Source organism: Hymenobacter polaris, assembly GCF_012927305.1.
In the GTDB taxonomy this organism is placed as follows: Bacteria; Bacteroidota; Bacteroidia; order Cytophagales; family Hymenobacteraceae; genus Hymenobacter; species Hymenobacter polaris.
Genome location: NZ_JABBGH010000006.1, coordinates 16,526 through 41,857 on the forward strand (window position 1 = coordinate 16,526; position 25,332 = coordinate 41,857).

Below are 25,332 nucleotides of genomic sequence, written 5' to 3' on the forward strand. Positions count from 1 at the left end.
TATTATAAGGAACAAGGGGGAAGAAGGAGTTGGCACAGTCAAAACGGTAAGTCGATTCCGGTTAAATATTGTTGTCTTTTTAGCAACAAAAACGTCTGAAATTGCGTTTAATAGGATAAGCAATTGGTTGTTCACTATCACCTTAGCCCTTTTAAGCATCATGCTCAATCCTGAATTCTTCCCTACCCCGGCCGCCGTTATTCAGCGCATGCTCGACCCGTTTTTCAACCCCGCTTCCACCGGCGACGAGGAGCCGGGCAGCGACCGGTACCGCCGCTACAACCCGGCCGCGGCGGCCCTGCGCAAGCTCACCATCTTGGAGCCCAGCGCCGGTAGCGGGTCCATCGTGGACGAGCTGACGGCCTGGCTGGACCGGGAGGACTACCACAGCCGCAGCGGCAAGCAAAACGTGTATTGCTGCGAGGCCGACCCCGAGCTGCGCGCCGTGCTGCACGACAAAGGCTACAAGGTGATTGCCAACGACTTCCTGAACTACCGGGGCGACCATTTTTTCGACCTCATTATCATGAACCCGCCCTTCTCCAATGGCGACCGGCATTTGCTTAAGGCCTGGGACGTGGTAGCTGCCGGCGGCGATGTGGTGTGCCTGCTCAACACCGAAACGCTGGCAAACCCCTACACCGAAACCCGGCAACTGCTGGCTCGCCTCATTGAGGACCACGGCACGAGCGAGGCACTGGGAGCCGTGTTTGCCGAGGCCGAGCGTCCCACCAACGTAGCGGTAAGCTTGGTCCGGCTGCACAAGCCCGCCAAGGCCGACCGCCTCACGTTTGAATTCACCAGCCGGGGCCGCAGGGGGCCGGAGCTAAACGAAAACCTGTTTGCCAATGCCGTGGCCACTCGCGATGTTATCGGCAACATGGCGGCCGAGTACGAGGGCCTGAAAGCGCAGTACGCGGCCTACCTGCAGGCCCGCGAAGGGATGAAGTTCTACGCCAAAAGCCTGCTGCGCAGCGAGTACCAGGACGTGCTTAAGCTGGCCGAGGCCAGCCTGGAGCGCGGCAGCCTGCGCACGAGCTACAACAACTTTGCCGACGAGATGAACCAGCAAATCTGGGGGCTGGTGCTCGATAAGGTGAACATTCAGAAGCTGATGACGGCCGACGTGCGCCGCAACTTCGCGGCCTTCAGCAAGGCCCAGGGCTACCAGGAGTTTACCCACGAGGCCGTGGCCGAGCTGGTGGCGCTGGTGCTCGACAACCGCGAAACCATCATGGAGCAGGCCGTGGAATCGGTGTTCGATACCTTCACCAAGTACCACAAGGAAAACCGCCTACACGTGGAGGGCTGGGTAACCAACTCACAGTGGAAGGTAAACCGCAAAGTAATTCTGCCCTACGCGGTGGAGGAAAGCTATTCCGGCAAGGGCTTCCGGGTGAACTGGAGCCGCCGCGACGACTACGCCGACATCGACCGGGTGATGTGCTACCTGACGGGCGAAAACTACGATACCTGCGTGGGCATCGACACGGCCCTCGACCGCTACGGCAACCAGAACCCCAACCCGAACGGGGTTTGGACGGTGTACAGCCGGTTCTTTGAAATCCGGGCTTTCAAGAAAGGCACGGTACACCTGATTTTCCGCGAGGAATTCCTCTGGCAGGAGTTTAACCTCCGGGCCTGCGCCGGCAAGCAGTGGCTGCCTGGCCCCGAAATGGCCGCCTATCGTGCCCGCCAGGCCAAAGCGGCCACCACTAAAACGCACTCGATGGTACCCGAGGCAGAGCAGGTGGCCGCGCCCGGCACCCAAATGCAGCTGCAGCTTGCGGCCTGAACACCGTTGCCAGCGGGCGGGCTGCCGCCCGCTGGCACGCGCCGGGGGTAGTGGCACATTGCCCTGCTGCTCCTCCTCCCCTAATGCCGGGAAGCGTTATAATGCGAGCATGAAAGCCCCATTCCCTCCCTCGGCCCCCCCCGCTGCTACCCCGCCGGCGGGCCAGCAGTTCAGCTACCTGCTGCGGCATGGCCGCTTCTCCTTCACCGAGCGCGAGTTACAGGAACACCTGCAAATGACCTACCGCACCATCAAGCAGCGCGAAGCTGACCCTTCCGGCCTGACCGTAGCCGAGGCGCTCCGGGTGGCCGAGCTGCTGGCCGTGCCCGTGCAAACGGTGCTGGATGCGGCCCTGGCCGATGCGCAGGCGGCCGGCGCGAAGCAGTAGCCTGATTTGGCACATTTTTGCCTAACTTTCGTTTGCCGTAGTAGACTACTCAGGCAAAACAGCATGGATACCCTCGTAAAATTCGGCCCCAAGGAAGCAACCCGTGAGCAGCGCCAGGCGCTATCGGACCGGGCGGCCGCGCTGAACGCGACCCAGGACCGCAAGCTGAGCCCCTTTGCCGAGCAGCTAAGCCAGCGCTACATCAACGGTGAGCTGAGCCTACCCGAGGTAAACGCGCAGCTTGATGCCCATTACCAAGCCCAGGCCCAGACGCCGGTACCCACGCGGGGCGACGATGGCACCCTGGCGGTGGCGCCCCGGCCGGCTCCCGCCGTGGCCAAGGCCCGCTCATTATCGCACTAGCCCTTCGCTCTTACTCTATTCGCTAACGCCCTGCCGGTTGGTGGGGCGTTTTGCTTGCTTACCCAGTTCCCGCGCGGCTTTTCCTTATGACTGACGGTTTTACCGACCCCCACACCGGTGTCCTGATTAACAAGCTCAACATCACCGATGAGGACAAGCTGGCCGAGGTCGAAGGCAACCGCTTCCACTTCCGCCTGCTGGAGGTGCTGGCCGGCCACGTGGAAGTAACGCCCCACAACGCCCAGGGCCTGCAGGCATTGCACCGCCACCTTTTTCAGGATGTGTACCCGTGGGCGGGCGAAACACGCGCTTGGGGCGAGTTCCAGGCCACCAAGTCAACTTCGGCCGATAAGCAGGGCCCCGGCTTGTACACCATGTACTTTGGCAGCTACCAGCAACTGCCCGCCCACCTGGATGCCATTGGGCAGCAGCTGGCCGCTGAGCGCTTTTTGAAGGGGCTGGACAAAGACCAGTTTGTGGCGCGGGCGGCCTACTATTTCGACCAGTACAACTACGCCCACGCTTTCCGGGAGGGCAATGGCCGGACCCTGGGCGCAGCCTTCCAAGTGCTGGCCGAGAATGCCGGCTACGACATGAACCTCGTTGCGCAGTCGCACCCCAGGCAATACAACCAGGCCCGGGACTACGCCATTCTACGACCTGCCGGAAACTCAGAAGTCGATTTGCAGCCGCTCCGCGCCTTTTTCGGCCAGATTATAAGCCCGCTCCCGGAACTGGTGCTGGCCCCGGCCGCGCCCGTGGTAGTGCCCGAGTTTCTGCGGCGCGTGGACGCCATGCGCGAGGTGCAGCAGAGCCAGGAGCCCATCTGGCGGGCGCTGCTGGGAGGACGTCACACCGGCGTAGCCCGGCAAATTATGCAGGGCACCCGCGGCGTGGTGCACCCCGATGCGCAGCAGCCGGCACGGCTGGCCATCCTGAAAACCGGGGCCGAGCTGCTGGAGCAAATGCCCGCCAAGATGGAAGATGCCCGCCTGCGCCAGCGCGTGGCGCGGCTGCTACGGGCACTCCCCCTGGTTACGGTGGTGCTGCTGATAGCAGGGCCGCCGCTCAAGGCCGCGCCGCAGCAAGGGCCGGAGCCGCCCAACAGGCAAGTGGAGAAAAACGTCGAGCCCCAGCTGCAAAAAATGCCCGGGCAGAAACGAAAAGGGCCAAAGCTGTAAGTCAAAACCAGGCAGCTAAGCGCAACTATAGGTCCCCCGAAGCTGTTTAAATAGACAGGCTGTGATAGGGCTTTTTATCCCTTTGGTTCAATCCAGCCGTAGTAGTAAGCAGCTTGCCTGATGGCCAAACTCATCCCCTGTTAGCATGGAAAAGCGCCCAACTCCTACCCCCGAAGCCATAGCTCCGGCAACCGTGCCTTTGGCCGTGCCGGCCCCATTGGCCGAGCACCTGCCCACGCTGCTCTGGGACGTGGACCCCGACACCATCGACCCGCAGGCCATGGCGCGTACCATCGTGCAGCGCGTTATTCAGCGCGGGAGCAAAGAAGACTGGGCCGCCATGCTGGAATACTACGGCCGGCCCCGCGTGCAGGAAATCGTTGAAACGGTGCCCTATATGTCGGATGCCGCCATTGCGGCCGTGTGCCAGTTCTTCCACATCGAAAAGGAAACCCTTAGATGCTACCAGCGCAAGCAGTCGATACCGCAAACCTTCAACTCCTAGCGCAGCTCATGCAGGAGCCCTTGCTGAAGCCGTTCGTCCTGGTAGGGGGAACGGCTTTGGCGTTACATCTGGGGCACCGTCGCAGCCGCGACCTCGACTTGTTTTCGGACGGCCCCACGCCGATTGACGGCGAAATCAAGGACCTGCTGCTAAGCAAATACGAGATGCGGGCCGACGGCGCGCTCCAGCGAATGCGGGCCCAGGAGCCGGAATGGGACAAAGCCGCCATCCAGGGCGTCATCGGCCAGGTCAAAACCGATGTGGTGAACTACGGCTTCCCGCTGATACGACCGGCCGTGCTCTATCCCGGCTCCAACATTCGCATGGCCTCGCTCGAAGACCTGAGCGCCATGAAGCTAGCCGGCGTGGTGATGAGCGGCGAACGACTCCGTGACTTCGTGGACGTGGCTGCACTGAGCGAGAAGCTCACGCTGAACCAGATGCGCCAGGCCTACGAGGGCCGCTTCAACACGTCCTCTTCCGAAGTGCCCCGCGCCCTGGCCTTCCACGGTGACATCGATTTCAACATGAAACCCGAGATGCAGGGCTACCGCTGGCCCGCCATCGCCACGCGCCTGGAGCAGATGCAGCGAAGCCCCGACCGTCTGTTTCCACCCATCGTGGCGCAGCGGCTGGTGATGCCGGTGCTGGAGCAGATACGGGAAGTCAACAAACAAAAAGCCCCCGAGCCGAAGCTGCGGGGGCCGAAATTGTGAGCGCCTAACGTGAAAAAATAGTCCTGGGCATTAACGAAGAGCCCAGTTATAGCCCCGGCGGTAAGACCAGAGGGCTAAGCTGGGGGCGATGTCCTCGGTGAAGCGGTAGCGCCCGTAAGCAAACAGAGCAAAAGCTGCCCCGAGGCCCCAGCCCCATAGCGGACTGGCCGTGGGAAACGAGCTGGTGATAAACAGCCGAACCAGCCAGCCGGGCAGCAGGCAAGTAACCGCCACACAAACCGAGAACGGCAGTAGCCACAGCCAGCCCGCGCGGCGATGCTGGGCAACCACCAGGCCTTTGAGCCAGTAGAGGCCGGCGTAAAACAAGTAGGCTACAACACCGATTCCCAATAAGCGGACTGCCCCGAGCACTGGCCCGAGAAAATCCAGGGGAGCCATCACCACGAAACCCAGCATCAGGAACGGAGCCGCCAGCAGCACTTCAACCACCACCCGGGACCCCGCCACCAGTACCCAGCCAATCAACTGCCCAAGCCCTTGCCCCAACTGCCGCGAGGCTTGGTAGGAGTGCTGCTCGTTGCGGCCTTCGTCGAGTCCTCTTTGGTAGTCTGACATAGCAGTGCGAATAGTGGAAGGGAAGGTGCCTCACAGCGGTTTTAGCGCAAGGATGCATCCTTTTAGCTGTTTCTAAACGGCGAATGAAGCATTGGTGTTCCTGTTTGACTGTTTCTGAACGGGTGGGCTGCTTCGTGAGCGAGCCAACTGCTACTTGAAAGAGCGGGCTTTAAGCAGGTCAGAATTCGCCAGCTTGAGTTTGACATTTCGCCCGCCGCCCTTTTCATACACTTCGATGATGAGCTGTTTTTGTTCAGGGATGGTGAATTTCTTGAAGATGTAAACCTGTTCGAGCTGGCCTTTGGCGTCAATCTTTTTCAGCCCCCCGTTGAAGACGTAGATGGGCGTGATTTCCAGTGCCTGCTCAGCCGTGCGCTTGGCCACCTGCTTATCCTGAATGTAGAATTTGACGAAGTCCACGTCGTAGGTCACGTTCGACTTGTTGGCGACGTGCAGCGGGAAAAACAGGGTTTCCTGCTTGTAGCCCACGTTGCCGGCGCGCACGCTGAGCTGGTTGGCACTCTCGCTGGCTGAGGTGCCACCCGCCGCCAGCGCCTGCCGGGAATACGCATCCAGATTGCCCTGCGGGATGGGCGAGTTCGACAAAATGGCTTCGCCCTGTGCCGATGAGGCCGAGCCAGCCGCCCCTAGGTCAAGGCTGAGCACCTTGGGGTCGTGCTGGTAGTTCACCACAAAGGAATAGAGCTTACCGTCGGAGGTGAGCACCGTCATGTTCGACTCGGGAAAGCCCGCCGAAGCGGCTTTCACCCGCACGATGTTCTCCGCGCCGGTGGCCTTCGCTGCAATCAGGCCCGAACTGCCCAGGTCGACGTAGGTGACCGGAAAGGGAAATACCAGGTGGGTGGTTTTCTGGTCGCTGATGTAGAGCGGATAGGTAGGCAGCTTGTTGGCTTCCGAATATTGCAGCATCCGGGCGGCCGAGGTCTGGGCCCGCACCGGGGCAGCCGCCAGGCCGAGTAAAAGGGCGCTGGTAGCGAATAGGGTGGTTTTCATGGGAGGGAGTTGCTAGTCTTTGTCTACTTTGAGCATCACGTTGTAGCCCGCCTTCAGCCGGACCTTGACCAGGCGGATTTTCTTCTGGCCAATGCCCTTCACGGCGCTCACGGCCACGCCGGCCGCGGCGGTCGCGGGGTTGGCGCTCATGGTCATCATATCGGCCGCGCCCAGGCTCTCCGCGCCGGCCTGCTTGGCGGCGTCGCGGGTGATGGCGCCGGGAATGTGCAGGCCTTCCAGCCCGTCCACGTCGTACACTTCCAGCGCCGCCGGAAACACGCTGTTGCCTGATTTCAGCGTTTCAATGGCGATGCTCAGCCGCTCGCCGGCCAAGCTGCACTTGCCGTAGATGAAGGTGTTGGCCGGCAGCGAGTGGCCGTTGATGACGGCCGACTCGGTAAGGCGCATCTTGACCAGCGAACCGCTCACGACTTCCTGTGATTCGTGGATGACCGCTGGCAGCGTATTGCCGTCACCACCCGTGCCGGTTTCGGCATCGAAGCCTTGGAAAGAAGCCGTGCGCTTGCGCCCCGGTCCGTTGGAGCCCAGCCGTGACACCACGGCATCATCATCCACGGCGCGCAGCCGGGTGCTGGGTTTCTTCTTTTTAGGAGCCACGGCCACCGCCCGAGGAGCCGCCCCTCCCCCACCGGCGCTGTTCGACTGGGCAAGCATGGCGGCCATTTGCAGCTGCGCCTTTTGCTCGGCCAGGTCGCGCTCATGCTGCGTGCGCATCAGCTCCATTTGTTCCTGCGGCGTGAGGGCTCCGGGTTGGGCGGCCGGGGCGGCAGTGGTATTGGCCCCGCCATTTAGCTGGGCCTGCTGCGCAGCAATCAGCTGCTGCTGGGCAGCGGCCACCGATTTATCCACCGAGCCATTGGGGCCGGCTTTCCCATCGGCGCCAATGCCGTAGGCCAGGCCGGTGCCTTTGGCCGTGTCCAGCTTGGCATCGACCAAGCCCCGGTTCCGCATGGAATCGACCGGGCTGGCGTAGGCTTCGAGCTTGCTGGTGGTGATGGTGGCCTTTTCCGCTTTAGGCAGGTTGGTGTTGAAGCCGGTCGCGGTGCTCTGCGCTGCAGCCGGCGTGCCCTGGCCGCCTCCGCCCAGGTAGAACATCACGGCCAGAAAGGGTACGCCCACCACCGGCAGGAAGGTAGCCATCTTGCGGGTGCGGAGAAATTGGGCATCGTGCGGTTTGGTTTCCATAGAAGCAGATTAGCGGGGCTGGGTGTTCAAATCCTCGTTCTTCAGCACCCGCCAGTTCTCCATCAGGAAGCCGTGGGGGTTGTTTTCCGAGCGGGTCACGTCGCGCAGCGAGCACTCGGAGAGGAAGTTGCGGTTGGTCACCGAGGTGGCCCGGATGACGCGCTGATGACCGTAGCAGCGCGCCACCATCGGCCGCGAGTTGGTAATCACCACGCTGTCCACGGTCATTTCCAGGCTGATGTTGGCGGCAATCAAATCGTTGTAGAAGCCCTTTTCCTTGAAGTTTTCGTACTGCCGCTTGGCCGAATTGTCGGCCAAGTACAGCGCCTTGTTCACGTTGCTGTCAATGGCCTTCTGGTCGGGGTCGAGGGTGAAAAACAGCTCGTGAAAGCGGGTGACGTGGCTGCGCGCTTCCACCGGCCGGTTGGCCCGCGCATCCTGCGCCCCGGCCGTGAGCAGCTGCCCGCCCTCCAGCACGTAGATGCGGTTGGCCGCCGCGTTGGTGGATTGGAACGCGAAGTAGGCAATGGTGCCGGCCAGCACCAGCACGGCGACAATGAATAGCAGGGCCAGCGTTTTGACCTGCTGGAAAGCCGAGTCGATGGATTTAAGGGACGCGAACATTGCGGGATGAATAAGTGGAAGAATGATGAGCGGCTTCGGCTAGCCGCGCAGGCGATTAATTTGCTCGCGCACGGCCGTGCCCGCTCGGTGGCCAAGTGATTCGCCCCGCGTGGCATTGCTGCTCCCGCCCATGCCGGCCAGGCCCTGGCCCGCGCCGACGGCAGCTCCCAAGCCATCGGCCCCGGTGCGCAGGCCTGCCCCGCCCGTGGCCCCGGCGATGCCGGCTGCCCCCACCGTGGTCGTGGTGATAAATGAGGTAGCGGCGCGGCCTACGCCCGAGCCATCAATGAGCATATCGGCTGCCTTGGGCACCATCAGATAGCCCACGATGGCCAGCACCAAGAGGCACAGGTAGCCGATGTCGGCCGACTCGACGCTGCCGCCGGCCTGTAGCTGCTGGATGTTGCTGTTGAGCATCGTGACCTGCACGTGGGCCAGCACCGCGGCGTAGATGTTGGCCACCGGCACCCACAGCGAAATCGTGATGAAATAGCCAAACCACTTCATCAGCCCGCCGCCAAAACCGGGGATGATGGCAATGCCGAAAGCCAGCGGCCCGGCCACGCTCAGCAGCACGAGCAGGAAAGTAGAAATGAGGCTAATGGCCAGCTTGGCCGCCAGTGCCCCCAGTTCCAGGATGGATTTGGTCCACTCCCGGAAGTTCTGGCCGACCGAGTATTGCACCTGGTTCATGGCCAGCGTGGCCTTGCGGCCGATGTCCAGCGCGCCGAGCTTGCCCAGGTCCTCCTCGTACTTTTCGTTTATCTGCATGTCCGATTTGGCCTTGGCATCGGCGGCCAGCCGGTCCCGCTCACCCGTCAGCCGGTTCACCTCTCCCAGTTGCCCGAGGCGGATGGCATCGGTGCCGTGGGCCACGGCCATGGTGATGCCGCGCAGGCCCGAGCACAGCGGCACGAACAGCAAAATGGCCAGCCCGATGGCGAACGGCCGCAGCAACGGGAAGAAATCGATGGGCTCGGCCCGGGCAATGTGGCCCCACACCCGGCTGCTGATGAATAGCAATGCCCCTACCCCACCAATGGCGCGGCCCAGGTTGATGAACTGCGCGGTGAACGTCAGCATCTCGGTGTAAATCCCTTCGAGCTTTTGCTCATACAGGGCCATGTTGAGGTCGATGGAAGTTGGGTCCATAAGGCAGTCGGGAGTGAAAGAATGGGAATGGGGAAAGGCCGCTTAGGGCAGGTAGTGCTCGTCGTGCACGTTGGCCAGCCGCCGGGTGCCCCGCGCCAGAATGCCCGCTTCTTTCGCGGCTAATTCTCCCACCAGCGCGGTTTGCGCCGGTTCCTGGGCCTTGGCCGGGTCGAGTTGGTCCAGGGCAGTCAGGTTGTCCTGGCTCTGCTGCACCATATCGGCGAAGCGTTGCTCCGAATCCTTGATATGGGCCGGACTAAGCTTTTCGGGGCCGGTGAGCGTGGGAAGCAGTGCGACGTACTGCTTTTGCTGCGTCAGCAGCTGCTCGTGCTGCTGGCGAATGGTGGCCACCCGAGGGTCCGGCTTGGCCACCTCGGAACTGCAGCTGACAGCCAGCAGCGCCAAGGGCAGGAAAAGGAAAGTTTTCATAAGTCGGAAGTAGGAATTGGAGAAGACGCTGCCGCGCTAGCGGGCCGTCATGAAAGCGCGCATGGATTCGCGGTCCTGCACCTGCTGGGCTTGCTGCTGCGCGATGGCCCGGCACTTGCTGCTGAAGTAGTTCATCAGGTTGTGCTGCTCGCTGATGCGGTCGGCGATGTTGTCGATGAACTCGATGCGCTCCGGGTCGGTCATCTTGGCCTTGCTGGCGCTGAGCACCCCGGCCAGCTCACCCATCAGGGCAATGTTCTCCGTGAGAATGCCCTGGTACACCGTCGAGGCCTCGCTGAGCTGAGCGGGCGATAATTGCTTGGTGCGCAGCTCTGGAATGATGGCCGAAAACTGGCTAATCATCTCGCCTTGGTGGGTGTAGATTTCCCGCACCCGGCGGTAGTTGCGCACCCCGGCGCTGATTTGCAGCAGGCTGCTGTACCATTGGTCGTGCAGCGCCTGGGTCTTGTCAATAACGCCCTTAATCTGGCCGCTGACCTTGGTCATATCACTGGCCAGCACCTTGCCTTGCCCGAGCAGGGTAGTGGAAATGCCCTGGTGCACGACCTGCTTGCGGGACTGGTCCTCGGCAATCGGGGCCGAGATGACGGCCGGCATTTGCGCGTAAGCCGGGCCTGCCAGCAAGGCCAGCGCCACAACGAGCTGTTTTGTGCTTGATTTCATAGTAGATAGCCTGGGGAAGTGGAAGTAGCCCTTAGCGGACGCCCATTAGCGCATTGAGGGCCTGCGCGTCCTGCGCTTTCTGCTCGGCCAGGTGCATCTGCACGAGGTTGCGCTGGGTGAAGTAGTTGATGAGGCCCAGCTGGTCGGTGATTTTCGCGTCGAGCTTGTCGATGAAGCGCATCCGGTCGGCATCGGTCATTTTGAGCATGGCCGGGCTCACGATGGTCTGCAAATCCGAGAGCGTGTTGGCGCTTTCGGTCAGCATCTTGGTGTAAATCGTCGTCATCGCCGAGAGCTGTTCCGGAGCCACGTAGGGCGACTGGCGCAGCGTTTCGATAGCCGTCGAGTAGTTCTGAATGATGCGGCCCTGCTTCTCAAACACCGACTGCACGCGCCGGTAGCCGCGCACCGCCGCGCTGACTTGCAGCAGGCCGTCGTACCAGGTTTTGGCCAGCTGCAGGTTCTTTTCCGAGAATACCTTGGTCAACTCCTGCTCTTTCACGCCGGCCTTCACCAGCACGTTAGCCGCTGAGGAAAGCCCTTTCATGGTATTCTGCAAGCCGGTTTGCACGCCCGATTGCACTTCGAGCACCGGAGCGGTTACCACGAGCTGCGCAGAAGCCTTGGTGATGCTAAGACCCAGCATAGCCAGGCCCAGGAGCGTGATTCTCGTTTTCATGTTCTTCCCTTTGGTTGAAATCAGATGCCCTACCCTTCGCGCAGCTCGTTGGCGAAAAGCTTGATGGCCGTGGGCATGTCGCCGGTCTGCCTGAGCTTCTCGAACAGCCGCACTTTCTCGGTTTCCTCGGTGGTGTAGGTCACGTATTCTTCCTTCGACACCTCAATAGCGTACACCTTCGACACGACCCCGCCCAGGCTGATGAATACCTCCGTGTAGCGGCCCCGGGCGGCCTTGTTGTCGCGGTTGATGCTCAGCACCAGGTCCTTTTCCTTGGGCGTGAGCGAGAGCAGCGCCTGAATCTCATCGAAGCGGTTGATGAACTTGCGCTGGTCGAGCAGAATCTTGCAGTCCGAGTTGTTGATGATGGCGTCCTTGACAATCTCGTTGCCGATGATGTCGTCGATTTCCTGCGTCACCACGATGGCCTCGCCGAAAAACTTGCGCACCGTCTTAAAGAGATACTTGATGTAGGCCGCCATGCCCGGCGTGGTCAGCGCCTTCCAGGCCTCCTCAATCAGAATCATCTTCCGCACCCCTTTCAGCTTGCGCATCTTGGAGATGAAGGTTTCCATGATGATGAGCGTGACCACCGGGAACAGAATGGGGTGGTCCTTGATGTTGTCTAGCTCGAACACGATGAAGGGGGCCTGCACCAGGTCCAGCTCCTTCTCGGAGTTCAGTAGGTAGTCGTACTCGCCGCCCCGGTAGTAGGGCTTGAGCACGTAGATGAAGTTATCGAGGTCGAAATCCTTCTCGCGGACCTTCTCTTCCTCAAGAATCTTGCGATAAGGTCCTTTAACAAACTCGTAGAACGTGTTGAAGCTCGGCTTAATAAGCGCGTTAGCTTCCAGCATTACGTAATACAAACTCACGGCCGTGGAGAGCGACACGTACTCCGACTGACTCACGCTTTCGTCGTCCTTTTTCCAGAGCGCCTGCAGCAGCGTTTTGATGGATTCCTTCTTCTCCACGTCCAGCTTGCCCGAAATCAGGAAGGGATTGAAGGCAATCGGGTCGTCCTCCTCGTAGGTGAAATACACCCCGCCCACCAGCTCGCAGAGGCCCTTGTAGGAGTTGCCGGTGTCCACCAGCAGCACGTGCGCGCCCTGCTCGTAGTACTGGCGCACCATGTGGTTGGTGAAAAACGACTTGCCCGAGCCCGAGGGCCCGAGCACGAACTTGTTGCGGTTGAAGATGATTTGCTTCTTCATTGGCTCATCCGAAATGTCCACCAGCACGGGCTTGCCGGTAAGGCGGTCGGAAAGCTTGATGCCCTTGGTGGCCCCGGTGCTGCGGTAGTTGGTTTCGGAGGCCCAGAAGCAGACGGCCTGCTCGATGAAGGTGTAGAAGGTTTCCTCCGAGGGAAAGTCACCGGCGTTACCCGGGATGCCGCCCCAGTAGAGCGCGGCGATGTCCACCGTGTTCTGCCGCGGCTTGCAGTTCATGGCATTGAAGGCGGCATTTACCAGCTTGCGCACTTCGGTCAGCTCTTCCTCGTGCCGGCCCCAGGTGAGCACGTTGCAGTGCACCCGCACTGGCCGGCGCTTGTGGGCAATCAGCTCGTTGAGAAAGGCATTGTAGTACTCGAAGTTGATGGCATTCTGCCGCGAGTAGAGCGAGAGCGAGTTGAGTCGGTCCTTCTTCTGCTCGAAGGTCTTGACGGTCTTCTGGGTGTTGTCCAGAAACACGTACTGGTTCAGGATGTGGTTGGCACCCAGCAGCAGCCCCAGCGGCGCGGCAAACGAAATGGGGAAGTCCGAGTACTCGGTGCTGTATTGCTCGTAGCGAATGTCGGTTTCCACCGAGGTGGGCAGGTCATCGAGGTTGGCCACCGAGAACATCTGGCAGAACTCCGCTCCCACTTTCAGCCCTTCGGTTAAATCCAGGTCCACCTGCAGGGCCTGGTCGGACAGGTCCAGCGCCAAGTACTTTTCCAGCAGCCCGGCCTTTTCGGCGGTGCCGGCCAGCTCGTCCGACGTCAGCCGGTGCGAGCGGATGTAGGGCGCATTGGTGGGCCCCACCCCTTCCAGCGTGCGCACAAACTGGCCCACGTTGTCGAAAAAGCTCTCCAGCACCTTGGTGTCGAGCATGTCCTTGGGCACGATGTTGCGCCGGGCCAGCAGCCCCGAGGTGCTGCCCCAGTTGGGCCGCTCCGACGAGGTTTTGGTGATATAGAGGTAGCAGAAGTGATTCAGGAACGGCCGTTCGTTGAAGTGGCGCTCGTAGGCCGAAGAAAGCAGCGTGCGCTCGGCCTCGAAGCCGGGGGCGTATTTGTCCTCCACGTACCAGTCCTGCTTGTGCACCACGCAGTGGTCGGGCAGCAGGCGCACGGCCTTCACGAAGGCGGCCTGCAGCTGGGCGTAATCCTCCCGCGAGAGGGTGAAAATTTCCGGTAAATCCAGCCGGAACGCCACCGTCACGTCCGCATTCTTCGAGATGAGGCAATCCTTCTCCACCTTGTAGATGGGCTGCTTGGATTCGAGGGAAACGGAGGGCAGAACCTTATTGCTCATAAGCAGGAAAGCACCCAAACCAGCCGCTAGGCGCGGCTGGTCGGGTCCTCGTTGAGGCGTTGGAAAAGGCGGCTGTGCCGGTTGGTGATGTACTTGGGCGACGAGCGCCGGGCGGCGGCTTTCATCAGCCCGTGCTCGCCGTAGCGCCGGTTCAGGGCGAACACCCCGGCCCACATGCCGCCCCCGGCCAGGAAGGTGACCAGCACGGTGAGCACCAGCGGCAGGCCCAGCAGGTAGCAGGTCACGAACAGGGTGAACACCAGCCCGATGCCGGCCACCAGAAAGTAGATATTGCTGCCCACCAGCCCCTTGAATTCGACGGGCTTATTGATGCCGCGATTGAGGTCGTAGATGGGCATGGCAGCAACTTAGAGGAAGAAGGAGCGCACCACCGTGGCCACGATGACCAGGAAAATCATCGAGCCAAACCACGACACGGCCGTTTTCTGGGTATCCTGGTCGCCGGAGTTCCATTTGCCATACACCTTGATGGCTCCCACCAGGCCCAGCACCGCGCCGATGGCGTACATGAGCTTGGTGAGCGGGTCGAAGTAGCTGGTTACTTGGGTGGTGGCGTCCTGAATGCCGGCCGTGCCGTTGCCGCCCCCGGTCTGGGCGTAAAGTAGTTGCGAGCTGAATAGCAGGACCACGAGGGCCAGCGAGGTAACGAAAGGTTTCTTAGTCATGGCAAAGGAAAAGGAGTCGGGAATCAATGATTAGGGAGAAAGAAGGCCGCGCTACTCATCGTCGGGGCCGAAGAGGTCATCCAGCTCGGCGTGGTTGAGGGCCATCTGCTGGGCCATTTGCTCGGCCAGGGTGGTGCCGGCCAGCTCCATCGGCGGCGCGGGCTGCTGGCCGGCTTGCAGCAGGGTCAGGTATTCGGCGACGGAGGCGGCGGACACCAGCTTGGGTAAGCCCACCGGGGCAATGTCCAGCCGCGAGGCCACCGGCTCCTCGAACGTGGCCAGCGGCTCGTAGCCATCGGCCACCAGGAGTAGCTGCACGGTTTCGGGCTCAAGGGCCCCGCCAACTGCCGTTGTGGCTGCTATTGGCTCAACGGGCAGGTTGTGGGCTTCGCGCCGGACCAGCGCAGCCAAGTGCTCGTCGGCCTGGTCGGCTTCCTCCATGCGGTTTTCGTCCTGCGCCTGCGCTTCGTCGCCTGCGGTGGCCGTCGCCTCCATCGGGGCGGTGTCGCTGGTGCTCTCATCGTGGCCAGTGGCCGTGCCGGTGGAATCGGGCAGTGCCCCGCTGACCAGTGGCTCGGCCGCCGCCGGCAGGTTCTGGTCCGCTCCGGCCTCGGGGCTTTCCGCGTTATCGGCTTCTGCCCGGGATTCGGTGGCCGCGGGCGTGGCCTTCACGAAGGCCGAGGTGGGGCGCACCAATGAGGGAGGGGCCGCCACGCTGCCGCCCGCGCCGGCGAGCTGGGCACCGGCCATCTTTTTGCCCGGCGTCAGCAGGCCCGTGAGTTCTACCCGGTAGTAGAGCAGGCCCACTACTAAGTAGTAGAGAACAACCACAACCAGAACGAAAAGGCCAAACTGGCCCCAGGAATAGGCGCTGAGCATCGCGGGGAAATAGCGTGGCACCCCAGGCCGACCGGCCCGGACGTGAACTTGCCAAACCGTGATTTGACGCTACAAACCTATCCGGGCTATAAACCGCTTGGGTAGAAAGTTGACGAATGGTTGGAATTCGATGATGAGGTGCAGCCCCGACACACGAACGGCACGCAGCTCCGGGGGAAAAACCGGACTGCGTGCCGTTGAAATGGCCATTGAGGCAGCAGGCTATCCCACCAGGTGAATACGGTTTTTCAGCTCGTCCTTGCACGAGCGGCTCACCGGTACGTACTCCTTGCCCAGCAGCACGCTGCTTTCCTCGTAGGCCTGCACGTGGTCTAGGTTGACGATGTGGGAGCGGTGGGTTTTGAAAAACTGGTCGGGCAGCTTCTGCTCCAGCTCCTTCATCGTGGAGTCAAACACGAAGCTCTCCCGCACGGTGTGCATGCGCACGTAGTTCTGCAGGGCTTCGAAGTAGAGAATGTCGGCGAGCAGCACCTTGACGTGACCGGAGCCCTTGCGCACAAACAGGTAATCCTTGAACTTGGGGCAGCGCTCGGCTGGCCCCAGTACCTCCGTGCCGGCGGCATTGGCCGTGTCGGCCACGGGGCCGGTAGGACCGGCCTGGTAGGCATTGTAGAGGGCCAGCTCGACCTGCACCCGTAGCGAATCATCGGTGAAGGGCTTGACCAGGTAGCCATAGGGCTGGGCCAGCTTGGCGCGGTTCAGGGTGTCGGCGTCGGAGCGGGCTGTGAGAAACACCACCGGCACCGCAAACTGCCGGCGGATGAGCAGGGCGGCCGCGATGCCGTCGCAGTCACCGGCAATGTTGATGTCCATTAGCACCAGTTCCACGGGCTGGGTGGCCAGCACGCGCAGGGCTTCATCGCTGTTGTCGACGGGTTCGAGCGGGGTGTGCCCCAGCCGGACCAGCGTACGTTCTATCTCAGCGGCAATAAGCAATTCATCTTCAACAATGAGAATGGTAGACATAGGGTGGGATAAAGGGCACGCCGCGAGGCTCGTCATTCACGAGTAACCTCCATGTGCGTGCCCGTGGGAAAGGAACGGGTCACCACCAGCTTCGCTTTCAGCTGTTTGGTGAGGGTGCGGACCAGCTGCATGCCCAGGGAGTGGGCTTTGACCGGCGCGTCCTGGGCCGGCATTCCGGTCCCGTCATCGGCGATGGTGAGCTGGAAGCCGGTGGGGCGGCTGGCGAAGGAAACATGCAGGTGGCCCTGGGCAAGGCCCTGAAAAGCGTGCTTGTACGCATTGGTCACTATTTCGTTCACAACCAAGCCCAGGGTGCTGGCCTCTTTGGGGCTCATGATTACCGGGGCCAGGTTCATGCTCAGCTCGATGTTTTGCTTGGCCGTGGTAAGGGCGATTTTCAGGGAATCAAGCAGTTCGCGCAGGTACTGGTCCATGCGTACTTCGGCCAGATTATCGGCTTGATATAAGAATTCATGTACCATGGCCATGCTCTGAATTCTGTCCCGGCTGGCGGTTAGCGCGGCTACCAGGGCGGGTTCGGGTAGGGTGGTCGCCTGCCAGCCCAGCAGGCCGCTCACCAGCTGCAGGTTGTTTTTCACGCGGTGGTGAATTTCCTGTAGCAGTACCTCCTTTTCGGCCACGGCCCGGCAGTTGGCCTGGTTGGCTACGGCCAGCAGCGCTTTTTGCCGCCGCAGCCGCCAGTACAGCCAGCTGCCCACCCCGATAGTCGTGGTCAGTCCACCCAGCAGCAGCCACAGCGAGTGCAACTGCGCCCGCTGGCCGCGCTGCTCAAACTCGGCGGCCCGTTTCTGCTCGGTGAGCAGCTTCACGTCGTAGCGCACCTGCAGCTGGGCTAGGGCCTGCGCCTTGTCGCCGTTGAAGAGGGAGTCGCGCAGGTCCTGCGCCCGGTTGTCAAGGTCGAAGGAGCGGCGCAGCTGGCCCTGGTCAGCGTGCGCCCAGGCCAGGTTTGCCAGCGCGTCGGCCTCGTAGTCGGGCATCTTCAGCTCGCGGGCCAGGGCGAGGGCCAGCTCTGCCATCCGCTGCGAGACAGCCGGCAGCCCCTGCAGCCGGTACACGCGGGCCAGCGCCAGGGCCGAGCTGGCCGTCTGGGGCCGAAACCCGTGGCGCTGCATGATGCGCAGGGCCCGGTTCATATTCGTGGCCGCTGAATCCAGCGTGCCCGCAGTCTGGGGTTGAATCATGGCGTACACCTCGCCACGGAACTGGTACACGTAGCCCAGACCCCGGGCATCCCTGGCGCGCTGCATGTAGGGCAGCGCCCGGGTGGCGTAGTGCAGTACCGAGTCGTAGCGCTGCATCACCAGAAAGGTGTTGGCCAGGTTGAGCAGCAGCCCGCCCCGCTCCCGGGGCGGAACGTTGCCCACGGCTCCTTGCTGCTGGTAGGCCTGCCGCATATACTTCAGGCCTCCTCTCACATCTTTGGTATCGACTGCTACCAGACCCATGCACTGCGTGAAGCGCCATTCGTCGGGTAGCTGGTGCACCCTGGCCACGCCGGCGCCTTCCTGGCTGTACCGCATGGCCGCCACGTAATCGGCAGCCCGCTCACAGTTCACCACCAGCTGGTACAAGCCATCGGCCATGCCCGGCCAGTCCCGCCGGTGGCGGGCCAGCTGCACGGCCTGCTCCCCCACCCGGCGGGCCTCCGGCTCATCCTGCGCAAACAGCGCGTCGCTTAGGGCCCGCAACGTCTGAAACCGGACCGAGTCCGGCAGCTGTGGTCGCCGGGCCACTGCGCGCAGCGAGTCAACGGTGGCGCTGTCGCCGGGCGAGGCCAGGCTGTTTTCGGCCGGCAAACAGGTTGCGCGAGCTACCGTACCGGCCCACAGCAGGGCCAGCACGGTCAAACGCTTACCGCCCGCCACGTCGCCTCGACGCTCCTTGGGGGCTGGGAATGGATGGACTGCTGGTACGCATTGCTGGTAGAGAATAGGGCCCCTCCCCTACCCTGCCCAGGTGGGCCGGCAGCGGAAGAGATAGTTTGAAATAGACAAGGAAGAACCGTCCGGCCCCCAATTGAGCCGCGCCGGCGAAATAGCCCCTAACGGATACGCTTACTTTTTGGGCGACATCATCTGGCGCAGCTGCCGCTGAAACGCTTTCTGAATCTGGGCCTCATTCGCCGCCTTGAACTGGGCGAGAATGTTGTGAATCACATCAGTCGAGGAGGCTCCTCCACCCAGCAGCAGGCCCATCTGCTGAAAAAACTGCTGGTGGCTGGCCGTGATGCGAATCTGAAAAGTCTTCTTCTCCGCCGAATCCGCAAAGAGGGAGGTTAGGTCCAGCTTGTCCTTGCTGTCCCCCGTGGCCGCTGGCGTCGGCGCAGCCTCCACTTCCACCTCCACCTCCTCCTCTTCTTCCTCCAGGTCATCTGCAACGGGTAACTCAGCCGCCGGCGTGGCCGGCGGTGCCGGTGCTGCCAAAGCCGATACTTTTTCTCCCTTTGGTTCTACCGGGGTTGTATTGACGGCTGGTGCGGAAGCAGCAGCTAACGAAGGTGCGGGCTCCGTGGCGGCAACGGGTGCTACCGGTACCGACGGTTCCGGCTTTGCGTCTGGGACCGGGGGTGCGGCCTCGACGGGCACCGTGGCTGGCTCCGGGGCCGGGGCCACCGCGGTGGGCGTAGCCGCCGGGGTAGGCGTAGCCTCCGCGGCCGGGGTGGGCAGTACGAAGGGCTGACTGGTCCCCATGTGACTGATGGCCGCGACGGAGCCCGTCAGGCGGGCCAGCTCGGCCATTTGTTCTTCCGGGGTGAGTTTGGGTTTCTTGGTGGAGGCTTTGGCCATGACGAAGGAGGATGCAGGCTTGAAATTTTAGAGGAAAAGCAGCGACGGATGAGCCGTAGGGCTACGCGCCAGGGGCTGACTCGACGGCCGGGGCCGTAAAGGCAATGGTTTTACCCGAGGGCGTGACCGCCCCCTCCCCTACCACCAGGGTCAGAATTTCCAGGATGAGCTGACCCAGGCCGAGGCGGTTGAGGTCGCGCTCTGGCAGCGGAAACATGGTGGAGCGGTTTTCCTTATAGGTCATCAGTAGCTCCACCCGGCTCTTGAGCAAGGGCAGGCCTTTCTCCTGAAACAGTTCCTCCGTCTTGTCATAAATCCCTTTTTTCTCGGACTTTACAAACTTGTTCCAGAAGGCATAAAAGCCCAGCAGGTTGGAGTCTTCGTCGCGGGCCTGCACAAACTGGCCCAGGATGCCCATGTAGGACATGGTGGATGCGATTGACCCCTTGTCTGGCTCAATCGGCAGGAAAATGTAGTCCACCAGCCGGAGCAGCTCGGGAAGCCCCACCACGTTCACCGTGCCGGGCGTGTCCACCAGGATGAAATCATAGTCCTGCTCAAACAACCCTTCGATGGAACTCACGGCCTTCTCCACGCTGGAAATGATGACCGGATACGGCGGGATGCCCTGCTTCAGCAGGCGGGCCTGAAACGGCGCTTCCGACTGCAGCCGGTTCTGCTCTTCGAGGCGGTAGGCGTGCAGGGAGTTCTGCGGGTAGTCGCAGTCCACCATGGCCACCTTATAGCCATAGTAATAGCACAGCGCCGAGGCCATGTGCGTGCCGATGGTCGACTTACCAGCACCCCCCTTTTGGGTGGCAAATGCGAGTACGTGGGGTTGATTCATGCGAAGGGCCGGAAGGTTTGAAGACGTTGGATTATTAGTTGCATAGTGGCGTTGTTGTACCGCCACTTAGGTGCAATGGGGCAACACAATAAAGTTGCTTTGTTGCAAAAGTTAACAGTTGTCTAGTTGCAAAGTTGCAAGACAACAAAGATTATGTGTTGCAGTGTTGTTTAGTTGTAGTGTGGCGAAGGTAGCAAGTTGTGTTGTTGCAAAGCAACTTTATGGCAAATTCATTTATATTTTCTGTGTGGTAAAGTTGCAAAGTTGTTTTAGTGCATTGGTGCAAATAACCAAACTTTCAGACTTGACAATGTACATCCTTGCCTAGGTTGTATAGTGGCAAAGTTGCAATGGTGTAGTGTGGCAGTATGAGCCAGAAGCCCATACGAAGTAGTAAAGACACAAATTGCGACAATATCAGGTGTAAAGTTGCAAAGCTTTAAAGTTGCAATGTGGCATGAATTACTAAATCTAACTCTAGTCCTAGCACCGTGCAACGCCCCGTTCCAACAGCCCGTTCATCGTCCAGCAAGCCATGTCATTGTCCGGACAAACTTCGTTTGCCCGAGTCAATGACACCGCCAAGTTCGCAGGCTCACATGGCTTGGCTTGCTAGTTTAGCGTATAGCATTTAGTAATTCGTAATTCTATAGTAGTTTTAGCAAGCCTGGGTAAGCTAATCTCCCCAGAATCATCATGGAACCAGAGAAGCAAGCTAATAATACCGTTGACGCAGCCCGGACTTTACGTATTGACGTGCGGGTTAGCCCGGATGAAAAAAAGGATTTGCAGGCAAAAGCTACGGCCGCCGGTTACAAGAAAGTGTCGGCTTATTTGCGCGATGTGGGCCGGGGAGCGGAGGTCAAAGAAACTATTCCGCCGGAGCTGCGGCGACAGCTGGTAGGCATCGGAACCAACCTCAATCAAATAGCTCGGCTGGCGCAGGCTGGTAAATCATTCAGCTCTCACGAGGCCCAACTGGTACAGGCGCTGGCTATCATTCGAGGTTACCTGATATGATAGCAAAGACCACCATCGGTAATGACTTTGAGGGGGCATTAACTTATGGCGCGGGGCAGCGCCAGGGCCGGGGTAAGGAGCCGGGGGAGGCTCCACTTTTGGTCGTGGCTAATCTAATTCCGGGCACTCCCAAGGAAATGGCTCAGGACATGCGGGCCGTGGCGGCGCAGAGCAAAAAGATTCAGAAGCCGGTGTGGCATACCGTGCTCTCGTGGAAGGCGGGGGAGGTGGTGAGCCAGGCGCAGAAAGTAGCCGCTGCCCAGCGGTATTGCGAGCTGATTGGTGCGCCTATCGACCGGCACCAGGTGGTCGTTTATGAGCACCGGGATAAGAAGCACGCGCACGTTCACATCTACCTGAACCGGGTGCCGATTGATGGGGGACCGGCGCTTCGAACGGATAATAACTTCTACCGGCAGCCGGCCATTACGCGGCAGATAAGTCAGGAGCTAGGTATGGACCCCATTCCCAAGCGGCGGCGCAGCCTGCGGGCGCTGGACCCCACGAAAGAGGCAGCGCGGGAGCAGGTGAGTCGGGCGTTAAAGTTGTTACTCGCGCAAGCCGATAGGGGAAGTGAGGATTGGCTGGCTTTGCAATTGCAAAAAGAACTGATTGGGGTTCGCTATACCCACGACAAGGGCGGCGTACTGCGGGGCGTGAGCTTTGAACTGAACGGCGTGGCGGTCCGGGGGCAGGAGGTAGGCTACAAAGGGGCGCAGCTGCGCGAAGCCCTGGCCGCGCCTGGGTTGCAGGCAGTAACAGGACCGGAAGTTGCGCCTGCACCCGGCGCGGACCAGCCAGCCGTACTGTCGAAGCCAAGGCGGCCCGAGCCGGCGAAGCGACCCCGCCGGAAGGGGCCCGCCCGGTAGCGGCCGGACGGGTAGGGCGGTTCATTCGTGTGCGCGGCGTGCACCTCACCGCTGACTTTGGACCGCTCGTCAAATAATCTACGCCGGGCATTGTAGACGGGGGTAAGTTGCTTGATTCACCAAGCGTTTCAAGCGATGGAAGACGAGAAAGGACTGCGAAAAATCATGGAGTTTATGCGCCTGTTTGCCATTGTGCTGATGGGCATTAACATCTACTATTACTGCTTCGGCTACTTCAAAAGCATGGGCTGGACGCCGGCCGTGGTCGAGCATATTCTGGAGAGCTTTACCAAGAATACCTTTCTGTTTAAGGCCAGCTGGGTTAGCAAGACGCTGGCCGTGGTATTCCTGCTATTGAGCTGCCTCGGCACGCGGGGACGGGCTAATGAAAAGCTGAAAGGCGCCTCGGTGGCGGGCTACGCCGCCATTGGGCTGGCCCTGATTTATGGGTCGGATGTAGTGCGCAGCTTCTCGTTGGGGGCTGGGTTGACAACGGCGCTTTATACCGGGCTGCTGTCGGCGGGCTTTCTGCTGCTGCTGAGCGCCGGGGCCTGGCTGAGCCGGCTCTTCAACAACGACCTGATGAAGGACATCTTCAACAAGGCCAACGAGAGCTTCCCGCAGGAAGAGCGGCTGATGGAAAACGAGTATTCGGTGAACCTGCGCACGGAGTACCAGCTGCGGGGCAAGCAGCATCAGGGTTGGCTGAATGTGGTCAATCCGTTTCGGGCCACTATGGTGCTTGGCACCCCGGGCTCGGGCAAGAGCTTTGCCATCATCAACGAGTTCATCCGGCAGCACCTGGCCAAGGGCTTCTGCATGTACATCTACGACTACAAGTTTGACGATTTGAGCCGCATCTGCTACAACACGCTGCTGCGCCACCAGGACAAGTTTGATAAGCCGGTGGGCTTTTACGTCATCAACTTCGACAACCCCCGCAAAAGCCACCGCTGCAACCCGCTGCTGCCCGAGCTGATGACCGACATCGTGGATGCCTACGAAAGCGCCTCGACCATCATGCTTAATCTCAACAAAAGCTGGATTCAGAAGCAGGGTGACTTCTTCGTGGAGTCGCCCATCAACTTTGTGGCGGCCATCATCTGGTTTTTGAAGCTGTTCGAGAAGGGTAAGTACTGCACCTTCCCCCACGTCATCGAGTTTCTGAGCCGTGACTACGAGGAGATTTTTCCGGTGCTGGCCTCGTACCCCGAGATTGAGAATCTGGTTAAGCCCTTCGTGTCGGCGTTTCAGAAAGATGCCATTGAGCAGCTGGAAGGCCAGATTGCTTCGGCACGCATTCCGCTGGGCCGGCTGGCGTCGCCGCAATTGTATTGGGTGATGTCGGGCAACGATTTTACGCTTGACATCAACAGCAACGAGGAGCCCAAGGTGTTGTGCGTGGGCAACAACCCCGAGCGCCAAGCCATTTACGGCGCGGCGCTGGGCCTCTACAACGCCCGCCTCGTCAAGCTGGTGAACCAGAAGGGCAAGCGCAAATCGTCCATCATCATCGATGAGCTGCCGACCATCTACTTCAAGGGACTGGATAACCTCATTGCCACGGCGCGGAGCAACAAGGTGAGCACCTGCCTGGGCTTCCAGGACTTCTCGCAGCTGGAACGCGACTACGGCCAGAAGGAGGCCGAAGTCATCAAGAACACGGTGGGCAACGTGTTCAGCGGGCAAGTATCGGGCAACAGCGGCAAATGGCTGAGCGAGCGGTTTGGCAAGATTCTGCAGCAGCGCCAGAGCCTGAGCATCAACATGCGCGAAACCAGCACCAGCCTGTCTACCCAGATGGACAGCATGATTCCGGCCAGCACCATTGCCAACCTCACGCAGGGAAACTTCGTGGGCGCGGTGGCCGACAACTTCGGCGAGGAAATCGACCAGAAAGTGTTTCACGCCCGCATTCAGGTGGACGTAAAGGCGGTGGCCGCCGAAGCGAAGGCCTACCAACCCATTCCCGACATCACCAGCTTCATTAACCCGGCCACGGGCAAAGACGAGGCCGAGGAGATGATTAAAGCTAACTTCAACCGGGTGAAAACCGAGGTGAAAGAACTGTGCGCCCGCGAGTTGCTGCGCATCGGGCAGGACCCTACGCTGCGGCACCTCATCAAGGAGAAAGCCGAGAAGTAACGGGGCAGCTAGCCGCAGCAGCTGCCCGGGCCCTGCTGCTGGATGGGCGGGCAGGGCACCGTGCCGTAGGAACAATACACGCAGCAGTCGCCGGCCAGGGGTTTGAGCACCGTATGACAGCCCGGGCACTCGTAAAAGTATTGGCAGGCATCGGTGGGCATCTGTTCGGTTTGCTGATGCGCGCAGACCGGGCAGGTGAGCGTGGAAGTAAGCTGCGGGGTTTTGAGGGTAGGGGCGAGCATCCGATAATTAGTTGCGGGTGATAATCTGGTAGCCCGTGCCATTGATGGCTTTTTCCACCTGCGCGGCCGGGCTCTTCTGCGCATCAAAACGCACCTGCGCGGTGCCCTGCGCGTACGACACGGTGATGGCCTGCACGCCCGGCAGCAGCTGTACCGCGTGCTCGACGTGCTGGGCGCAGGCCTCGCAGGTCATGCCTCCGATGCGGTAGGTGGCCGTCTGCCACACCGGCGTGGCCCCATTTGCTGCCTGGACCGGGGCGGCGGCAGGCGAGGCCGGGTACAGGCGCGCCCCGTAGTAGGGAAAAGCCAGCAGCAGCACCGCCAGCCCGGTCACCATTCCCAAAAAAAGCCGGGATTGGGTGAATGCCGGCTTGGCATCTACCGCACAGCCGCAGCCATCGTTAGCCGGGGCCGGCTTGAGCTTCTGGTACCACGCGAAGCCCAGCACGCCCACCGTGAGCGCCATTAGATAGGGGCGGAAAGGTTCGAGCCAGGAAAAGGCCGCCGCGGAAGCACCCAGCCCGCCGACCAGGGCCAGCAGTGGCGTGATGCAGCACAGGGAGGCAGCCAGGGCGGTGAGTAGCCCCGCGCCGAGCAGGGGCTTGCTGGTGGAGGTAGGTGCGTTCATGGGGCTGGCTGAAGCGTCGGGGTGGCGGGGTGGCCAGTTAGCAGCGGGCGCAGCAGGGGCAGGTGCTGCTCGCTAAGCGCGTAAAAAACTGTTTGGCCGACTTTGCAGGCAGTGACCACACCGCCGTCTTTGAGCTTGCGCAGGTGCTGCGAAACGGCCGATACCGTCATGCCCAGCACGTCAGCTATGTCGCACACACACAGCTGTTGCTCGGCCGCCAGCAGATACAGCATTTTGAGCCGGACTTCGTTGCCCGCCAGCGCCAGGACAGTGGCCGTGGCCTCAAGAGATGGCCCGGCCAAAGCCAGGCGCGCCTGACATTGCTGGATGTAATCAGCATCGGCAAAAACCCGGATGCAGGCGTTGGTTTCCATAAGAACTGTTTTCGCAAAGG

At 61.0% G+C, this 25,332-nt stretch carries 28 protein-coding genes; 9 read left to right on the top strand and 19 right to left on the bottom strand.

Features of this window, described 5'->3' with window-relative positions; all coding sequences use genetic code 11:
- Window positions 1-160 precede the first annotated feature (160 nt).
- The 6 genes from HHL22_RS23165 (at window position 161) to HHL22_RS23190 (ending at window position 4,948) form a co-directional block, all read left to right on the top strand.
- Entirely contained in the window at window positions 161-1,795 is a 1,635-nt protein-coding gene (locus tag HHL22_RS23165) for a class I SAM-dependent methyltransferase (protein WP_169533818.1), read from the top strand.
- A 109-nt stretch (window positions 1,796-1,904) separates the two neighbouring features.
- Complete coding sequence (locus HHL22_RS23170) at window positions 1,905-2,183, top strand: hypothetical protein (RefSeq protein ID WP_169533819.1); 279 nt, start codon at window positions 1,905-1,907, stop codon at window positions 2,181-2,183.
- Window positions 2,184-2,246: 63 nt separating this feature from the next.
- Window positions 2,247-2,546: an antitoxin VbhA family protein gene (locus HHL22_RS23175; protein WP_169533820.1), complete on the top strand. Its 300-nt coding sequence runs from the start codon at window positions 2,247-2,249 to the stop codon at window positions 2,544-2,546.
- Between the two features lie 86 nt (window positions 2,547-2,632).
- Window positions 2,633-3,727 carry a Fic/DOC family protein gene (locus HHL22_RS23180; protein ID WP_169533821.1) on the top strand — a complete coding sequence of 365 codons (1,095 nt, stop codon included), beginning with the start codon at window positions 2,633-2,635 and terminating at the stop codon, window positions 3,725-3,727.
- 145 nt (window positions 3,728-3,872) lie between these two features.
- A complete protein-coding gene (locus HHL22_RS23185) occupies window positions 3,873-4,232 on the top strand; it encodes a DUF6922 domain-containing protein (protein WP_169533822.1) in 360 nt (119 codons plus the stop codon).
- 8 nt (window positions 4,233-4,240) lie between these two features.
- On the top strand, window positions 4,241-4,948 hold the full coding sequence (locus HHL22_RS23190) for a nucleotidyl transferase AbiEii/AbiGii toxin family protein (protein WP_169533823.1): 708 nt from the start codon (window positions 4,241-4,243) through the stop codon (window positions 4,946-4,948).
- Window positions 4,949-4,978: 30 nt separating this feature from the next.
- Here HHL22_RS23190 and HHL22_RS23195 read toward each other — a convergent pair whose 3' ends face one another.
- The 16 genes from HHL22_RS23195 to HHL22_RS23270 form a co-directional block, all read right to left on the bottom strand.
- Window positions 4,979-5,524, bottom strand: a complete 546-nt coding sequence (locus HHL22_RS23195; protein WP_169533824.1) for a hypothetical protein — start codon at window positions 5,522-5,524, stop codon at window positions 4,979-4,981.
- A gap of 150 nt (window positions 5,525-5,674) precedes the next feature.
- Complete coding sequence (gene traN, locus HHL22_RS23200; protein ID WP_169533825.1) at window positions 5,675-6,538, bottom strand: conjugative transposon protein TraN; 864 nt, start codon at window positions 6,536-6,538, stop codon at window positions 5,675-5,677.
- A 12-nt stretch (window positions 6,539-6,550) separates the two neighbouring features.
- The gene (gene traM, locus HHL22_RS23205) at window positions 6,551-7,744 is read right to left on the bottom strand and encodes a conjugative transposon protein TraM (RefSeq protein ID WP_169533826.1); all 1,194 of its coding nucleotides are present in this window, start codon (window positions 7,742-7,744) and stop codon (window positions 6,551-6,553) included.
- 9 nt (window positions 7,745-7,753) lie between these two features.
- Window positions 7,754-8,368, bottom strand: coding sequence for a conjugative transposon protein TraK (traK, locus tag HHL22_RS23210; protein WP_169533827.1), 615 nt, complete (start codon window positions 8,366-8,368; stop codon window positions 7,754-7,756).
- A 39-nt stretch (window positions 8,369-8,407) separates the two neighbouring features.
- Window positions 8,408-9,520 (bottom strand): hypothetical protein, encoded by a 1,113-nt coding sequence (locus HHL22_RS23215; protein WP_169533828.1) that lies wholly within the window; start codon window positions 9,518-9,520, stop codon window positions 8,408-8,410.
- 42 nt (window positions 9,521-9,562) lie between these two features.
- The gene (locus HHL22_RS23220; protein ID WP_169533829.1) at window positions 9,563-9,949 is read right to left on the bottom strand and encodes a hypothetical protein; all 387 of its coding nucleotides are present in this window, start codon (window positions 9,947-9,949) and stop codon (window positions 9,563-9,565) included.
- 36 nt (window positions 9,950-9,985) lie between these two features.
- On the bottom strand, window positions 9,986-10,633 hold the full coding sequence (locus HHL22_RS23225) for a hypothetical protein (protein WP_169533830.1): 648 nt from the start codon (window positions 10,631-10,633) through the stop codon (window positions 9,986-9,988).
- A 31-nt stretch (window positions 10,634-10,664) separates the two neighbouring features.
- Window positions 10,665-11,312, bottom strand: a complete 648-nt coding sequence (locus HHL22_RS23230; protein WP_169533831.1) for a hypothetical protein — start codon at window positions 11,310-11,312, stop codon at window positions 10,665-10,667.
- Between the two features lie 29 nt (window positions 11,313-11,341).
- Window positions 11,342-13,828 carry a TraG family conjugative transposon ATPase gene (locus HHL22_RS23235; protein ID WP_169533832.1) on the bottom strand — a complete coding sequence of 829 codons (2,487 nt, stop codon included), beginning with the start codon at window positions 13,826-13,828 and terminating at the stop codon, window positions 11,342-11,344.
- A 26-nt stretch (window positions 13,829-13,854) separates the two neighbouring features.
- Entirely contained in the window at window positions 13,855-14,187 is a 333-nt protein-coding gene (locus HHL22_RS23240) for a DUF4133 domain-containing protein (RefSeq protein ID WP_169533833.1), read from the bottom strand.
- 9 nt (window positions 14,188-14,196) lie between these two features.
- Window positions 14,197-14,514 carry a DUF4134 domain-containing protein gene (locus HHL22_RS23245; RefSeq protein WP_169533834.1) on the bottom strand — a complete coding sequence of 106 codons (318 nt, stop codon included), beginning with the start codon at window positions 14,512-14,514 and terminating at the stop codon, window positions 14,197-14,199.
- 51 nt (window positions 14,515-14,565) lie between these two features.
- On the bottom strand, window positions 14,566-15,345 hold the full coding sequence (locus HHL22_RS23250) for a hypothetical protein (RefSeq protein ID WP_169533835.1): 780 nt from the start codon (window positions 15,343-15,345) through the stop codon (window positions 14,566-14,568).
- 270 nt (window positions 15,346-15,615) lie between these two features.
- Entirely contained in the window at window positions 15,616-16,380 is a 765-nt protein-coding gene (locus HHL22_RS23255; RefSeq protein ID WP_169533836.1) for a LytTR family transcriptional regulator DNA-binding domain-containing protein, read from the bottom strand.
- 32 nt (window positions 16,381-16,412) lie between these two features.
- A complete protein-coding gene (locus HHL22_RS23260; protein ID WP_169533837.1) occupies window positions 16,413-18,197 on the bottom strand; it encodes a sensor histidine kinase in 1,785 nt (594 codons plus the stop codon).
- Between the two features lie 258 nt (window positions 18,198-18,455).
- On the bottom strand, window positions 18,456-19,187 hold the full coding sequence (locus HHL22_RS23265) for a hypothetical protein (protein ID WP_169533838.1): 732 nt from the start codon (window positions 19,185-19,187) through the stop codon (window positions 18,456-18,458).
- A 61-nt stretch (window positions 19,188-19,248) separates the two neighbouring features.
- A complete protein-coding gene (locus HHL22_RS23270; RefSeq protein WP_169533839.1) occupies window positions 19,249-20,034 on the bottom strand; it encodes a ParA family protein in 786 nt (261 codons plus the stop codon).
- A gap of 696 nt (window positions 20,035-20,730) precedes the next feature.
- Between HHL22_RS23270 and HHL22_RS23275 the strand changes: the two genes are divergently transcribed.
- The 3 genes from HHL22_RS23275 to mobC all read left to right on the top strand — a co-directional run bounded on the left by HHL22_RS23275 (window position 20,731) and on the right by mobC (window position 24,068).
- On the top strand, window positions 20,731-21,054 hold the full coding sequence (locus HHL22_RS23275) for a plasmid mobilization protein (protein ID WP_169533840.1): 324 nt from the start codon (window positions 20,731-20,733) through the stop codon (window positions 21,052-21,054).
- A complete protein-coding gene (locus tag HHL22_RS23280) occupies window positions 21,051-21,923 on the top strand; it encodes a relaxase/mobilization nuclease domain-containing protein (RefSeq protein WP_169533841.1) in 873 nt (290 codons plus the stop codon). Before HHL22_RS23275 ends, HHL22_RS23280 begins: the two co-directional genes overlap by 4 nt.
- A 135-nt stretch (window positions 21,924-22,058) precedes the next feature.
- Window positions 22,059-24,068 carry a conjugal transfer protein MobC gene (gene mobC / locus HHL22_RS23285; RefSeq protein ID WP_169533842.1) on the top strand — a complete coding sequence of 670 codons (2,010 nt, stop codon included), beginning with the start codon at window positions 22,059-22,061 and terminating at the stop codon, window positions 24,066-24,068.
- 8 nt (window positions 24,069-24,076) lie between these two features.
- On the opposite strand, the gene HHL22_RS23290 is transcribed toward mobC, so the two are convergent.
- The 3 genes from HHL22_RS23290 to HHL22_RS23300 are packed head-to-tail and all read right to left on the bottom strand — an operon-like array spanning window position 24,077 to window position 25,312.
- Window positions 24,077-24,310 (bottom strand): GDCCVxC domain-containing (seleno)protein, encoded by a 234-nt coding sequence (locus tag HHL22_RS23290; protein ID WP_169533843.1) that lies wholly within the window; start codon window positions 24,308-24,310, stop codon window positions 24,077-24,079.
- Window positions 24,311-24,317: 7 nt separating this feature from the next.
- Complete coding sequence (gene merTP / locus HHL22_RS23295; protein WP_169533844.1) at window positions 24,318-24,938, bottom strand: mercuric transport protein MerTP; 621 nt, start codon at window positions 24,936-24,938, stop codon at window positions 24,318-24,320.
- Window positions 24,935-25,312 carry an ArsR/SmtB family transcription factor gene (locus HHL22_RS23300; protein ID WP_169533845.1) on the bottom strand — a complete coding sequence of 126 codons (378 nt, stop codon included), beginning with the start codon at window positions 25,310-25,312 and terminating at the stop codon, window positions 24,935-24,937. Before HHL22_RS23300 ends, merTP begins: the two co-directional genes overlap by 4 nt.
- Between the last annotated feature and the right edge of the window lie 20 nt (window positions 25,313-25,332).